The following is a 13,228-nucleotide window of genomic DNA, read 5'->3' on the forward strand; positions in this document are numbered from 1 at the left end:
GGAGGGGGATATATCAGTTATGTCAAAAAACATTTTAATTGTTGAAGATGAAGATATATTACGTGAAATATTAAAAGATTATTTTTTAAGTGAGCAATATGTAGTGTTTGAAGCGAGGGACGGGAAAGAGGCTTTAGTTGTATTTGAAGAAGAAGAGGTTGATTTAGTCATTTTAGATATTATGTTGCCAGAACTTGATGGATGGTCTGTTTGCCGAAGAATTCGAAAGACGTCCGAAGTGCCTATTATTATGTTGACGGCGCGCGTAGATGAAGACGATACGTTACTTGGTTTTGAACTTGGGGCAGATGATTATGTGACGAAGCCGTATAGTCCCCCAATTTTATTAGCAAGAGCGAAAAGGTTATTAGAAAGCAGAAAAGTGACAAAGCAACTTTTAGAGAATGAAGATGATACATTATCAATCCACGGTATTCACGTTCATTTTCCGTCGCGCACTGTTACAGTAAATAGAACAGACATTAATTTAACACATACAGAATTTGAAATATTAGCGTATTTCATGAAAAATCAAGGAATCGTTTTAACGAGAGAACAATTGATTTCAAGAATTTGGGGATATGAATTTGCTGGTGATGATCGAACGGTGAATAGTCATATTCGTAATTTAAGAAATAAATTAGGAGAGAAAGCAAAGTATATTACAACTGTAGTACGAACAGGTTATAAATTTGAGGGCAATGTATGAGGAAAGGAATTGTACTAAAATTATTTACTCTTACAACGGCATTATGCATGTTGATTTTAGCGACGATATTTATTGGACAAACGATATTTTTTAAACAATATTATGCGAATCGAAAAGTGGAAGATATTAAAGTAAATTTAAATTCCTTTGAGAAGAATTATTTAAATTATGCAGGAAATGCAGAAGAAATTCAAAAACTAGAGCAAGACTTTTTAAGAGAAAATAATACGTGGATTACGACATTAGATAAGAACGGGAATTTAAAACATGCAGATGATTTTTATTTTGAAGTAACGATAGATCGTAGGCAACAAAAGAGCTTTGGACAACAAATATTCAAAATTCCTTTAGGCAATCTCGTCAATATAGAAGAGATTGAGAATAAATCATCAGATCAGTTTCTAGGCCAAGGAATTTATTTTTCTGGAGTGAAAAAAGGAGATAGTTTTATTCCATTCTCTTTCTCGTTATCTAAGCAGAATTTAAGTGGATCTAATAAACCGTTAGAAAAAGCATTTAAGGAGAAAACGAGTAAATTAGATGAGGAGAAAAAGAAAGCAGCTGAGGAACAAGTAAGTAAGGAAAAGAAGCCGGCTGTTCAGGAGCAAGCTGCCCAAGAACCAGATGCTTATATAGGTGGGTTTGTTACAAAAGTACAGTTTCCAGATGTAAAAGGCCTCGTAAATCCAATTTATAAAAATACTTTGTTTTTGGATAGTATAAAAGAATTTCAAACGGATGTATTACTAAAAGAGAGTAATCAAATAGAGTATTCAACAAAGACAATGGACTATGAAAAGAATGATATAAAATATAAATTATTAATGAAACCAATAAAAGAAAAAGATGGATCAGTAACATATATTTATGCGATGGCTTCTTTACAGCCTGTAGATGAAGCTGTACAAATGGTGCAAGATTATTACATCTATATCATTGCATTTGTAGTCGTTCTTATTTTTTTAGCTTCGTTTTATTATTCAAAACAAATTGCAAAACCATTATTAAAAATAAATGATACGACGAAGAAAATAGCACAATTAGATTTTACAGAAAAAATACCGATTACTTCAAAAGATGAAATTGGAGATTTATCGAAAAATATTAATGTTCTATCAAATAAACTCCATTCGCATATTGGGCAGTTAGAAGAAGATATTGAAAAGGAAAGAAAGTTAGAAAAGACGCGAAAAGAATTCATTTCTGGTGTTTCACATGAATTAAAAACACCGCTAAGTATTATGAAAAGCTGTATTTCTATTTTAAAAGACGGGGTAGCTGAACATAAAAAAGAGTATTATTTTCAGGCAATGGAGAGAGAAGTAGACAAAATGGATACGTTAATTTTGGATATGCTTGAGTTAGCTAAATTTGAATCTGGTACATATAAAATGAAAAAGGATTCGTTTTATATTGATACAGTAATTGAAGACATATGTGAACATCTATCTGTGGAAATAGAGAAAAAAGAGCTTCGTGTTCATAAAAATATATGTTCATTTGAAGTGATTGCAAATCAAGGCCGGATTGAACAAGTCATCGTGAATTTCATTACGAATGCCATACGTTATACACCAAATAAAGAAGATATTATTATTTCTACAATAGATGAGAAGGATCGTATAAAAGTGTGCATTGAAAATAAAGGTACTCACATTGAAGAAGAACAATTAGATAAAATTTGGGATCGTTTTTATCGAGTGGATACAGCTCGTCAGCGTTCACAAGGTGGGACGGGACTTGGGCTTGCCATTTCAAAGAATATTTTAGAACTACATGATACTGAATATGGGGCAGGAAATACAGAAGATGGTGTGTTATTTTACTTCTATTTACCGAAAAAAGCGTAAATAATATGATTTACGCTTTTTTAATTTATTTTCATATTATCTTTACCTAATCTTTATTTTTAATCAGTATAATTTGTTTAGAATATGAGGTTATGTAAGGAGTCGATGAACCGTGCATAGCAATTGGCTAAGTATAATGGTATTTATTTTCTTTTGCGCATTTATTGTATTTTTAATTGATATTACGATATGAAAAAAGAGCGCTCATTAAGCGCCCTTTTTTTGTGTATTCATTTGATAAGCACTGATGCTTTTGAATAATCGTGGTGAAGTGATAAATAAAAATATAAGTAAAACGGTACATAAAATAAAAGAACCAAGCATTGTACTTCCATTTACGATTAATGAATATAACACAGCTGATTGACCTTTCGGTGCATATTGTCCCCAGAAAATAATGCCGGCAATAAAGTGGCAGAAATAGCGAGCAAAGCTACCGATAAATGTAGCAAGGATAATATAAGCAAGGACTTTCTTACCCTGATTTTGTTTTGATGAAGGTTTGTCTTTACGGTTACCTAAATTTGATTGTTCTAAGCTATTTTCATTGGATGTTAAAAGTGCTTTTTGAATTGGACGATAGAATAAGCCAGCAAATCCGATAAAAGCAAAGGCAATGAAGTACTCAATGAATGCTTGAACAGGTGTTAAAATATAAGCATCTCCCACGACAATTTGTAATAGTCCCCAAACTAAACCGCCTAAGAAAGCTGATTTAAAGCCCCAGCGGTAAGCAATAATAAAAATAGGAATCATAGCGAATGAGATAGAACCGCCTGTTGGAAGTTTAAGTGATAATGGTAAAATATCGATAATCATGGCGAAGGCTGCAAGAATAGCAGATTCGATCATCGCTTGTAAATTGGTGTTACGCATGTTGTTTCCCCCTAAATCCAAGTTATACAAAAAAGAATAGATATCATAGGAGGATACGAAATACGTAAATAAAAATGAGGTATGTATTTCGGACGTTTGCACAATCCCTGCGTTAGCATTAACTAACAGGTTCGAAGGGTCGGAACGAAGTGTTCCCTCTCAGCGGCATGGCTCCCCCAGTGATAACGAAATTCTTTATTTGCTATTGTTTATTGTAAGCGAAATGGATGAGAATGGCAAACGAATACAGTATGACAATAATTGAAATAGAATTGTAGCGAAATGTTAATAAATATGAAGCAAAAGGGTATAGTACAAGAGAAATTGGGTGTGGTATAATTTTTTTGAAAATAATTATCATTCTCTTCTGAGGGGGAAGGTTATGAGCTTAGTAGATATTAAAATTGGAGAGAAAGTGTTAGTAAAAAGTATTCAGTCTTTAGATCAGCTATTAAAGCGTAGACTAGCTGCTTTCGGTCTTGCTGAAGGAAGCGAACTTCGCCTGAAACAGAAAGCGATGTTCAAAGGTCCTTGTACATTGGAGTGTCGTGGACAGTTAATTAGTATTCGTCATTGTGACGCGAAAATGATAAAGGTGGAATTAGCGTGAATAAGGTAGCTTTGCTAGGGAATCCGAATACAGGGAAGACATCATTATTTAATGCACTTACTGGTTCTTATGAGTATGTAGGAAACTGGAGCGGTGTAACAGTAGAAAAGAAGGTTGGTAAATTAAAAGATAGACAAGGAACATTAATTGATTTACCAGGTGTTTATGATTTAAATCCAGTTTCACGTGATGAAGGTGTTGTAACAAACTTTCTATTAACAGAAGAATTTAATCATATGTTAAATATCGTAGATTCCTCGCAGTTTGAAAGAAATATGCATTTAACGTTGCAGTTACTTGAATTTGGTAAGCCAGTCTCAATTGGTTTAAACATGGTTGATGTGGCGAAGCAAAGAGGAATTGTCATTGATGTAAAACGATTATCAGAGCTATTAGGTGTAACAGTCGTTCCTGTTGTTGCAAGAAGTGGAAAAGGCTGTGAAGAACTGCTTACGACTCTTAAAGAAAATGACAAAAAAGAGAAAAAGCCATTCCTTATTTCATATGATGTACAAATGGATGAAGGAATTGGAGAAGTAATTGCTCTTTTAGAGACAGCGAATTACGAGCATCCGAGATGGTTAGCACTTCAATTTTTAAGCAATAACGAAGTAGTAGAAAAAGAAATGAAAGCATTGCCAATTTATAAGGAACTCATAGCCATTCGATCTCGCTTAGAAGAAAAACTTAATTGTACGTTAGAAGAGCACATTTACAAAACTCGTGAAGCGTATATTGAAAAGTTAAAAACAAATGTTATGAAGCATGAGAAAGAAGGGAAAATTCCTTTTTCAGAAAAAATTGATAGATTAATTACACATAAAATTTTAGGACTTCCAATCTTTTTAGCAGTTATGTTTTTTATTTTTCAGGTTACGTTTACGTGGATTGGTACACCTTTATCGGATATGTTAGATGAGTTTTTTGGTGGCCAGCTTACGGATTGGGTGACGGCTGGACTTACAAGTATTGGAGCTTCTGATTTTATTCAAGCGCTCGTTACAGAAGGTATTATTGCCGGTGTTGGTGCTGTATTAGTATTCGTACCACAAATCTTTGCACTATTCTTTTTCATTTCATTATTAGAAGACTCAGGGTATATGGCGCGAATTGCAGTTGTTATGGATAGAATTATGGAGTTTTTCGGCTTAAACGGAAAAGCGTTTATTCCGATGATTATTGGTTTTGGATGTAACGTTCCAGGTATTATGGCAGCGAGAACGATTGAACAGGAAAAAGAACGTTTACTTACCATTTTAGTAACACCATTTATGTCTTGTTCAGCACGATTACCTGTATATGCATTATTTGCGGGCGTATTCTTCCCGCATAGTCAGGCGACTGTTGTATTTTCTTTATATGTTGCAGGGATTGTTCTTGCGTTATTAGTTACAAAAATTATGTCTCTTACGATTTTGAAAGCGGAAAAGTCTATTTTCGTAATTGAATTACCTCCTTATCGTGTGCCACAAGCAAAAACGTTATGGCTGAGCACATGGGAGAAAGGAAAAGGATTTGTTCGTAAAGCTGGTACATTCATCTTCGGTGGTTCAGTTATCATTTGGTTATTAAACTATGCAGGTCCATCAGGATTTGGTGTTGATATGGGAGACAGTTACTTAGCGATGATTGGTGGATTTATCGCACCGCTATTTGCACCGCTCGGCTTTGGAACGTGGCAAGCTGCAGCATCCCTTTTAACAGGATTTTTAGCGAAGGAAGTTGTCGTTTCAACAATGGCAATTATTTATGCAGTTAAAGAAGATGTGCTTGGAAACGTAATGGGAGCACATTATACAGCATTATCAGCTTATGCATTTATGTTCTTTATTTTATTATACGTTCCATGTTTAGCGACGGTGGCTGTTATTAAACGTGAAACAGGATCAGCGAAATGGACGATTTTCTCAGTCGTTTACCCGCTTGTTGTTGCGTATGTATTAACGCTTATTATATACCAAGTTGGATCCTTACTAGGATTCTAAAAGGAGATGTATAATGATGGTCAATATTATAATTGGAGCTATCATTTTTGGTTATGCAGCATACACGTTAGTTCATTTTGTAAAGAGAAGTAAAAAAGGAAAATGCGCGGCATGTTCTTTAAATAAGTCATGTCAGTCACAAACTTGTAGTCCGGATATGGAGCAAGTTGCTCATAAATAGAAGAAAGCTTTGCGGATGTCGCAAAGCTTTTTTTATTACTTCTTAATTTTTACAAGTTGTGATGATTCTACACCATTTTTTCCAGGGAATTCTTTACTTGGATCTTTATCGAATTTTAATACCCCAACAGATTTTTCATCGCCTTTTACATTTCCGTATGTTGCATCATCAACAACCGCGAACATGTCGGCATATGCACGGCCACTACCGATAATTGTGTTGCCTTCATATTTTAATTTTGCCCCATCAAGTGTAGCATTTTCTACTTTCTCTTTTGCGAATAATACACCTTGTTCTGTTGTTACAGCCGGTAATTTATCAAGTGGTTTCGTATCGTCTTTTTCATCAACTTTACTAAGTAACTCTTTCTTCACGAGTTCTTCACCAGTTTTCTTATCCATGACAAGAACTTTTTTACCTTCTAATGTTGTCATTTTCATTTTATAGAAGTCTTTTTCTTTCACTTCTTTTTTGTTTTTATCTGCAATTTGTGTTACTTGATCTTCTGTTCCGTACAGTACAAAGCCGTTCGCTTTTTCTCCTAATAAAGAACAACCTGATAATGCTCCGAATGAAATTGCTGCTGCTAATCCGATTCCTACTAATTTTTTCATGATGATTTCTCCTTTTATCTGTTTTATAGTAAATACATTTTTGTATTAGTTCTGAAATGATGAGAAGCTTGTTTGCTGCTTCTTGTATTAGTGTATAAGAAATATGGAAACGTAACTATCGAGTTAGCTTACAGTAACATTACACTTATGTAATTTAGTGAAAGTGCGCAAAAGTAAGTTAATTTCAAAGAGAAATAATGAGAATATATTAGAAATGCAATATTGTATCTAGAATGTCATATTATATTGGATGTATTTTGGAAATAACATGTAAGGACATCTTCATTTTGTTATAATAAGCACGTAGGCTGTAAAAATGACTATTCTTTACTGTTAAGTGAGATTTTTATTTTTCCCAGTATTGAATTTAAAATATGAGGTATATCATAGGAGGAATTTGAATGTCTGTATTTAAACGATTACGAGATTTAACAATGTCAAATGTGTATTCATTAATTGAAAAAGCGGAAGATCCAGTTAAGATGACGGATCAATATTTACGTGATATGCAAGCGGATGTACAAGAAGCAGAGAAAAGTGTAGCGGCTCAAATCGCGCTTGAGAAGAAATTCAAAATATTATTTGAAGAGCAAGAAGCACTTGTGAAAAAACGTGAAGAGCAAGCTCATATGGCTGTTCAAGCTAATAACTTAGATCTTGCGCGTCGTGCTCTTGAAGAAAAACAAAATGCAGAGCAAAAGATGAATGAGTATAAAGCAAGCTATGAGCAAAACAAAGCTGCTGCTGACAATCTTCGCCTGAAGCTAGAAGAAATGCGTAAGCAATTAACAGAGCTGAAAAATAAACGTGAAACACTTGTAGCACGTGTAAATGCGGCGAAAGCACAAAAGAATATTAATCAGGCGATGTCTGGATTTGATTCAAACTCAGCGAAAGCTGGCTTAAGCCGTATGGAAGAGAAAGCTCTTCAATTAGAGGCTGAAGCGGAAGCAAGTGGTGAAGTTTATAAGAAAGAAAAATCATTAGATGATGAATTCGCAAGCTTAAACAAAAATTCTGCTGTTGACGATGAATTAGCTCGTATTATGAAGCAGTATGAGAAATAATATAGAATAAAGACAAATGAACCGACATGTCTAAACAAATTCATGTCGGTTTTCTATTACTTTTTAGAGGAGGTTTTGCAATGACATGGATGAATGTAGTTGCCATGCTTGTATGGACTGGAGCGAGTGCAGTACTTTTATTTGCAATTATGTGGGTTGATTCAATTTTTACAAAATACAATGACTTAAAAGAAATAAAAAATGGAAATACAGCTGTAACAACTCGTTTTATTATGAAATTATTTGCACAAGGGTACATTTTATCCCAATCAATAACGAAAGCAAATGATTTATGGCAAGCACTTCTTGCATCAGCAGTTTCTTTCGTTATTTTATTAGTGGTAGAAATGTTTATCGAATTCGTATTAAAGAAAATGTCTGGTCTTGATTTAGAAGAGGGTACGAAAGAAGGTAGCGTTGCACATGCGATGTTAGCCGGATCATTACATATTGTTGGTGCACTAATTTTAGGTGCGTGTTTATAAAGAGAAAAGGAGGGGTAGATCATGAGTTTATTTAAACGAATTAAAAATATAATGAAAAGCCCAGAGCCACCGAAGCCGGAAAAGAGTCTTTTAACGTTAGCTCCTGGCGATATGATTGAAGTTTCATTAGTTATGTATGAATTAATTGGGAAAACGAGTATGCATTCTCGTAAAGAAATTGTTTTAACACTACAAGACGGGAAAGATATTCGTTATTTAAAAATTGAAGACCGAGAAAATACGTATTACAAATTATATACTCCAATTGATGGTCGCTTAGATTCAATTGATGAAATTCCGACGACAATTGAAATGGATGATACCGAGTACCATATGGAAGAACAATATAATGGACGTGTTGTTGTGATGGGAAAAACTCCATTCTCAGCTTCAGAAGAACAGTATATATGGGAATTCCAATCAGATAATCGAAAATTATTGCGTATTGAATGGCAAAATGGTCGCACAATGATGTATGAGGGAGAAGCAATCATTCCTGCTGATGTACAAATTATAAGAGCAACGTAAGGGGGCGTAATCATGTCAAACCGATTGTTTACCATGATTAAATCGTTTGTGATCCCTATACTTGCTATCGTTATATTACTTGTTGTTGCTGGTTATGCCTTATCAGGTTGTCAAGGTGGGCAGACAAAGTCGATTCAAGACCGTTATCCACTTGAATCCGTTGCCAAGGAAGGTAAACAAGAATCTTACGTGTATAGGGCCGCCAATCGGTCAGTTCCTGAAGTAGCGAAGGAACTCATTAACGAAAGAGAACCGAAGCAAGCATCTAAAGAAGACGAAAATCAAATGTTCCTCGTTTATTCTGATAAGATTTATAACCTGCAAAAGGATAAAGAGAAACCATCTGATACGTTAATTGAAATAAGTAATAAAGAATTTGTCCGTCAAAATTACCAACCATCCTTCTTGCAAGGGTATATTATGGGAAGTATATTAAATGATATATTCGGTTCACGAAAATCATCGTACGGTGATTACCGCGGATATAATGACAGACAAAATCATAAACCAGTTATTCCAGAGAGACCGCCTACGAAAGAAGAAAAGAAAACCCCTCCTCCAATTACGAAGGAAGGAAAAGGGTCTATCATTAAGCGAGGCGATAATGTAGATTCGAAATCTTCTGTAGGAGATACAGGAAGTATTACGAAAAAAGGAAGTAGTACGCCGCCTTCTACTGGAAGCAAAGGGAAAATTACGAAAAATCCAGGCGGTTCAAGCGGATCAGATGTGAAGCCGAAATCATCTATTAAAACGCCGCCAAGGAATACATCTCCTCCGAAAACGAGGGTCGGTGGTTCAGGAAAAATTACGAAGAGAAGATAGTGTAGAGACCGAAAAGTGGAATTTGCTTTTTGGTCTTTTTGTGGGAATTAATTCCTTATAACTGGTACAATTGAAGTATAAGGAGGGGATAGTATGACTACGTATAAAAGATTTAGTGTAATTATGTTCCTTGTATTATTCCTCAGCTTGTTTATTAGCACGACAATGAAATTTCATTTTGTAGTAGGTATTCTATGGATATTGTGTACATGCACTTTATTGTTGTATATCCCGCTGCGTTTTCAACATGAAGTGACGGCTTTTCAAAAGTATGTAGCGTGGATTAAACGTGGGAGTCGGTGGGGCGAGTGAAAATATATCTACTTACTGAAAAAAACTGACAACGATAGCAACTTAATAATAAAAAGAGGGTGTGCCAAAATTTTGGCACACCCTCTTTTTCATAACGATTAATGAATATCACGTTTCTTAAAGTTACCGCCTTTTACTTCTGCTACGTCATAAACTGTAATAAAGGCATGTGGATCGATTTCATTAATAAGTTCTTTCATTTTACTTTCTTCTAAACGGTTAATTACACATGAAATTTCTTTAAACTTCTCTCTTGAATAACCACCGTATACTTCGTTATATGTTGCACTTCGGCCTAAACGATCGCGAATTGTTTCTACCATTAATTCAGGCTCTTTTGTAATAATTTTAAATGCTTTTGAACCACTTAAACCAACTTCAACGATATGAATCACTTTCGAAGCGATAAAGTAAGCAATTGCCGAAAGGATAGCTCCTTGCAGGCCGAATACCGTTGATACGAAAATAAATACGAACATGTTTAAGAATAAAATAAGGTCACTCGTTCCAAATGGTAACTTACGAGAAAGCAATACAGCAAGCATATCGATTCCATCTAATGCCCCACCGTTACGTAATGCTAGTCCCATACCAAAACCGATGATAATACCACCAACAACTGTAACTAATAATGTATCGCCTTCAATAATAGCTGGTATTCCGTGCATGACAACGGTACCTATTGCTAATGAAGCAATCCCGATAATGGAATAAATAGCAAAGCTTTTACCGATTTGCTTATATCCTAACCAAACGAAAGGAATGTTAATAACTGCGATTAGAGCTCCTAATGGTAATCCAAATAATCTTGAACTAACGATACTTAAACCAGTCACACCACCGTCTGATACGTTATTTGGAATTAATACCGCTTCTAATCCGTACGCTGTGATAAATGCCCCAATAATAATCATCAAAGCTTTTGAAGCAATTTTTAGCTTATTGGGCTTGTTTTTGATAATTTTCTCCATATAATTTCCTCGTTTCAAACTAGTTTCTTATTTGTTACGTCATTCACACCTAAATTCCATTTTAACATTTAATTTGAAAAAATTCTCCTTTAATGGATGTATGCAGGGAATATTATCACCATATTATGTTTAAAATATTTTTGAAATCAGTATAAGAAATCCCATCCTTTCAAAGGATGGGATGCTATTAAGAAAATATAAAACTAAGTACTGATATGAATAAAGCGAAACCTAAAATAGTTCCACATATTTTCATATGACGCTTACGTCCCATTACGACAATCGCAACATATTCACGAATCATTGCGTTAGGCCAGTAATAAAATGCAGTTTTTGACCCGATTCCTTGGCTATTAAGACCAGCTTGTCTAGCGTATATACCAGCGCGGAAAAGGTGGAAATTATTTGTTGTAAAAATACTTTTATATTTACCTTCAGGTTTTAAAGAATCCATAATTTCTTTAGAGAACAACATATTTTGATATGTGTTTACAGAGCGATTTTCCTGGACTGTATGTTCAAGAGGAATTCCTTTTTCAACAGCATAATTTTGCATTGCCTCTGCTTCTGGAAGACCTTCATCTGGACCTTGACCACCAGAGAAAATAATTGTCGGTGGTGTATTTACAGCTGCTTGTTTCCAATAGAAGTCAATCGCTTTATTAATGCGGCTTGCAAGTAATGGTGGTACTTTATCATTAATTAAGCCGCTACCAAGAACGATAATGAAATCTTGATTACGTCTTGGTCTGTTAAATTGGTATAAAAAATAAGCGCTTAAGAAGTTAGATAAGTGTATAAAGAAATAGAAGCTTATAAGAGAAATAGCTGCGAAAATAGGCTCTAAATGCGATGAGACCAAACTTGCTGGGTTTATGATAGGAAGCATTATAAAGAATAAAATTCCTAAAGCAGCAATTAAAGTTAAAGAGTTTGTGAAGCGTCTTCCTTCACGTTGCATTAAAATTTTTGCATTAAGAAAAAGTCCGAACATTAAAGCGACTATAGCAAAAGGTATCATTACAAGTAGTGCTAACATGGGGATGATAACGATAAAATGTAAATCGTTATTACCAGACTCAAATGAGGCTATAGCGCAAAATAATAGAAATGAACAGATAAAGGCATTAAATAAAAAGCCGTTTATTATTTTCCGCGGATCTTTTAAATACGAGATAAGAAAAATAATAAACAATATAAGAGGAATAATTCCAAAATACAGCATAAATATAGTACACCTCAACTTGTATAAGAATTTGACATACCTTTTATATTACATGATTTTATAAGTAAAAATGAAAGGAAAAATGATTTTGAATTTTCTCAATAAAATATATAGATACGTATGTTACAATATATTCAAAGCGATATATTAAAAGTAAAATGGTTGAAAAGGCACTCAGTAGAGTGCTTTTTCTTTTTGTATGCAATTGTGCATATTATATTTTTTTTCAAATGAAGAGGATTACAATATAAGTTGTAGACAGACTTTATAAAGCAGAATTTAATACAAACATTTCCCTCTACTTTTTGTATCTAACAATCGTATAACAATAAATAATTCTGTTTTATAGTGTCTGTTTTTGAAAGGTGTCTTTTTTGAAGGCACCTTTTTTTATTAGTATAGATAGTTTTCACTGTTAGCATAGTGTAAACTATCTATACTAAACATTAGCAATCTTCCGTATAAATATTATCAATTTACTATATATTCCAGTAGTGTTAACCTACATATGAAAGGCTTTCTTTTTCAAAATATTACCCCTAATAAAATTTTGAAGAAGTCAACTGTCTCCAAACTTGTCTTTATGCTTAAAGAAAAAGCACTCAATTTGAGTGCTTTTTCTTATTGAAACATGCTATTTTTCTAGGCGATTTTCATAAAATAAAAATAAAGAAATGAAAGTGGGTGACAAAATGCCGGCAGTTGTGGAAGGTGTTATTATTGAAAACTGCAATGGAACAATTAATGTAGGTGATAAATATAACGTACAGCCGATTGAAAAGACGAAAGCTTATAATGGATCGGGATCATCAAATACGGGAATGAAAGTACAAACGTTTAGCGGGATTAGTACAGCTGATGTATGGGATAATGATGCGAATGATCAGGGGATACAGTTTACTTTATAGTACAGTATGTAAAATTGCATAAAATGATGAAGTTGCCCTATGATACAATCTAGCTGTGAGCTGTTAATGATTCTTCTGTAGT

Annotated in this window: 15 protein-coding genes and 1 riboswitch; of the genes, 11 read left to right on the top strand and 4 right to left on the bottom strand. The window is 34.1% G+C overall.

Going from position 1 to position 13,228, the window contains the following annotated elements; all coding sequences use genetic code 11:
• The first annotated feature begins 19 nt into the window (after positions 1–19).
• Both MKY38_RS25675 and MKY38_RS25680 read left to right on the top strand, forming a co-directional pair.
• The gene (locus tag MKY38_RS25675; protein WP_000041859.1) at positions 20–709 is read left to right on the top strand and encodes a response regulator transcription factor; all 690 of its coding nucleotides are present in this window, start codon (positions 20–22) and stop codon (positions 707–709) included.
• Positions 706–2,559: a sensor histidine kinase gene (locus MKY38_RS25680; protein ID WP_341050132.1), complete on the top strand. Its 1,854-nt coding sequence runs from the start codon at positions 706–708 to the stop codon at positions 2,557–2,559. The genes MKY38_RS25675 and MKY38_RS25680 overlap by 4 nt, the downstream gene beginning before the upstream one ends.
• A 207-nt stretch (positions 2,560–2,766) precedes the next feature.
• Here the strand turns inward: MKY38_RS25680 and thiT are convergent, their stop codons facing one another.
• Complete coding sequence (gene thiT, locus MKY38_RS25685) at positions 2,767–3,435, bottom strand: energy-coupled thiamine transporter ThiT (RefSeq protein ID WP_001246588.1); 669 nt, start codon at positions 3,433–3,435, stop codon at positions 2,767–2,769.
• Positions 3,436–3,521: 86 nt separating this feature from the next.
• Positions 3,522–3,623, bottom strand: a riboswitch (TPP riboswitch).
• A 194-nt stretch (positions 3,624–3,817) separates the two neighbouring features.
• Here thiT and MKY38_RS25690 point away from each other — a divergent pair.
• From MKY38_RS25690 to MKY38_RS25700, 3 genes are read left to right on the top strand one after another with little or no spacing between them, the layout of a single operon-like run.
• On the top strand, positions 3,818–4,045 hold the full coding sequence (locus tag MKY38_RS25690) for a FeoA family protein (protein ID WP_000060512.1): 228 nt from the start codon (positions 3,818–3,820) through the stop codon (positions 4,043–4,045).
• Positions 4,042–6,030: a ferrous iron transport protein B gene (gene feoB / locus MKY38_RS25695; RefSeq protein WP_341050136.1), complete on the top strand. Its 1,989-nt coding sequence runs from the start codon at positions 4,042–4,044 to the stop codon at positions 6,028–6,030. Before MKY38_RS25690 ends, feoB begins: the two co-directional genes overlap by 4 nt.
• 13 nt (positions 6,031–6,043) lie before the next feature.
• Complete coding sequence (locus MKY38_RS25700; RefSeq protein ID WP_017674402.1) at positions 6,044–6,211, top strand: FeoB-associated Cys-rich membrane protein; 168 nt, start codon at positions 6,044–6,046, stop codon at positions 6,209–6,211.
• Positions 6,212–6,246: 35 nt separating this feature from the next.
• Here MKY38_RS25700 and MKY38_RS25705 read toward each other — a convergent pair whose 3' ends face one another.
• A complete protein-coding gene (locus MKY38_RS25705) occupies positions 6,247–6,825 on the bottom strand; it encodes a lipoprotein BA_5634 family protein (RefSeq protein ID WP_000737481.1) in 579 nt (192 codons plus the stop codon).
• Positions 6,826–7,226: 401 nt separating this feature from the next.
• Between MKY38_RS25705 and MKY38_RS25710 the strand changes: the two genes are divergently transcribed.
• The 5 genes from MKY38_RS25710 (at position 7,227) to MKY38_RS25730 (ending at position 10,042) form a co-directional block, all read left to right on the top strand.
• A complete protein-coding gene (locus MKY38_RS25710) occupies positions 7,227–7,892 on the top strand; it encodes a PspA/IM30 family protein (RefSeq protein WP_000110281.1) in 666 nt (221 codons plus the stop codon).
• Positions 7,893–7,972: 80 nt separating this feature from the next.
• Positions 7,973–8,377, top strand: a complete 405-nt coding sequence (locus MKY38_RS25715; RefSeq protein ID WP_000220087.1) for a DUF350 domain-containing protein — start codon at positions 7,973–7,975, stop codon at positions 8,375–8,377.
• A 21-nt stretch (positions 8,378–8,398) separates the two neighbouring features.
• Complete coding sequence (locus MKY38_RS25720; RefSeq protein ID WP_000051745.1) at positions 8,399–8,905, top strand: DUF4178 domain-containing protein; 507 nt, start codon at positions 8,399–8,401, stop codon at positions 8,903–8,905.
• A 12-nt stretch (positions 8,906–8,917) separates the two neighbouring features.
• Positions 8,918–9,730, top strand: a complete 813-nt coding sequence (locus tag MKY38_RS25725) for a DUF4247 domain-containing protein (RefSeq protein ID WP_000071192.1) — start codon at positions 8,918–8,920, stop codon at positions 9,728–9,730.
• 93 nt (positions 9,731–9,823) lie between these two features.
• Positions 9,824–10,042: a hypothetical protein gene (locus tag MKY38_RS25730; protein WP_016123492.1), complete on the top strand. Its 219-nt coding sequence runs from the start codon at positions 9,824–9,826 to the stop codon at positions 10,040–10,042.
• 98 nt (positions 10,043–10,140) lie between these two features.
• Here the strand turns inward: MKY38_RS25730 and MKY38_RS25735 are convergent, their stop codons facing one another.
• Complete coding sequence (locus MKY38_RS25735; RefSeq protein ID WP_000411240.1) at positions 10,141–11,013, bottom strand: YitT family protein; 873 nt, start codon at positions 11,011–11,013, stop codon at positions 10,141–10,143.
• 187 nt (positions 11,014–11,200) lie between these two features.
• A complete protein-coding gene (locus MKY38_RS25740) occupies positions 11,201–12,238 on the bottom strand; it encodes a YdcF family protein (protein ID WP_000965215.1) in 1,038 nt (345 codons plus the stop codon).
• Between the two features lie 674 nt (positions 12,239–12,912).
• Between MKY38_RS25740 and MKY38_RS25745 the strand changes: the two genes are divergently transcribed.
• On the top strand, positions 12,913–13,146 hold the full coding sequence (locus MKY38_RS25745; protein ID WP_002001299.1) for a spore germination protein: 234 nt from the start codon (positions 12,913–12,915) through the stop codon (positions 13,144–13,146).
• The last annotated feature ends 82 nt before the right edge of the window (positions 13,147–13,228 follow it).

This window comes from Bacillus sp. FSL R5-0585 (assembly GCF_038004545.1).
Taxonomy (GTDB): Bacteria; Bacillota; Bacilli; order Bacillales; family Bacillaceae_G; genus Bacillus_A; species Bacillus_A cereus.

Bases quoted from the DNA above. Each gene is read 5' to 3' on its own strand.
- MKY38_RS25735 (WP_000411240.1), bottom strand. From the start codon at position 11,013: ATGGAGAAAATTATCAAAAACAAGCCCAATAAGCTAAAAATTGCTTCA.
- MKY38_RS25725 (WP_000071192.1), top strand. From the start codon at position 8,918: ATGTCAAACCGATTGTTTACCATGATTAAATCGTTTGTGATCCCTATA.
- MKY38_RS25745 (WP_002001299.1), top strand. From the start codon at position 12,913: ATGAAAGTGGGTGACAAAATGCCGGCAGTTGTGGAAGGTGTTATTATT.
- MKY38_RS25690 (WP_000060512.1), top strand. From the start codon at position 3,818: ATGAGCTTAGTAGATATTAAAATTGGAGAGAAAGTGTTAGTAAAAAGT.
- MKY38_RS25680 (WP_341050132.1), top strand. From the start codon at position 706: ATGAGGAAAGGAATTGTACTAAAATTATTTACTCTTACAACGGCATTA.
- MKY38_RS25730 (WP_016123492.1), top strand. From the start codon at position 9,824: ATGACTACGTATAAAAGATTTAGTGTAATTATGTTCCTTGTATTATTC.
- thiT (WP_001246588.1), bottom strand. From the start codon at position 3,435: ATGCGTAACACCAATTTACAAGCGATGATCGAATCTGCTATTCTTGCA.
- MKY38_RS25675 (WP_000041859.1), top strand. From the start codon at position 20: ATGTCAAAAAACATTTTAATTGTTGAAGATGAAGATATATTACGTGAA.
- MKY38_RS25700 (WP_017674402.1), top strand. From the start codon at position 6,044: ATGATGGTCAATATTATAATTGGAGCTATCATTTTTGGTTATGCAGCA.
- MKY38_RS25740 (WP_000965215.1), bottom strand. From the start codon at position 12,238: ATGCTGTATTTTGGAATTATTCCTCTTATATTGTTTATTATTTTTCTT.
- MKY38_RS25720 (WP_000051745.1), top strand. From the start codon at position 8,399: ATGAGTTTATTTAAACGAATTAAAAATATAATGAAAAGCCCAGAGCCA.
- MKY38_RS25710 (WP_000110281.1), top strand. From the start codon at position 7,227: ATGTCTGTATTTAAACGATTACGAGATTTAACAATGTCAAATGTGTAT.
- MKY38_RS25715 (WP_000220087.1), top strand. From the start codon at position 7,973: ATGACATGGATGAATGTAGTTGCCATGCTTGTATGGACTGGAGCGAGT.
- MKY38_RS25705 (WP_000737481.1), bottom strand. From the start codon at position 6,825: ATGAAAAAATTAGTAGGAATCGGATTAGCAGCAGCAATTTCATTCGGA.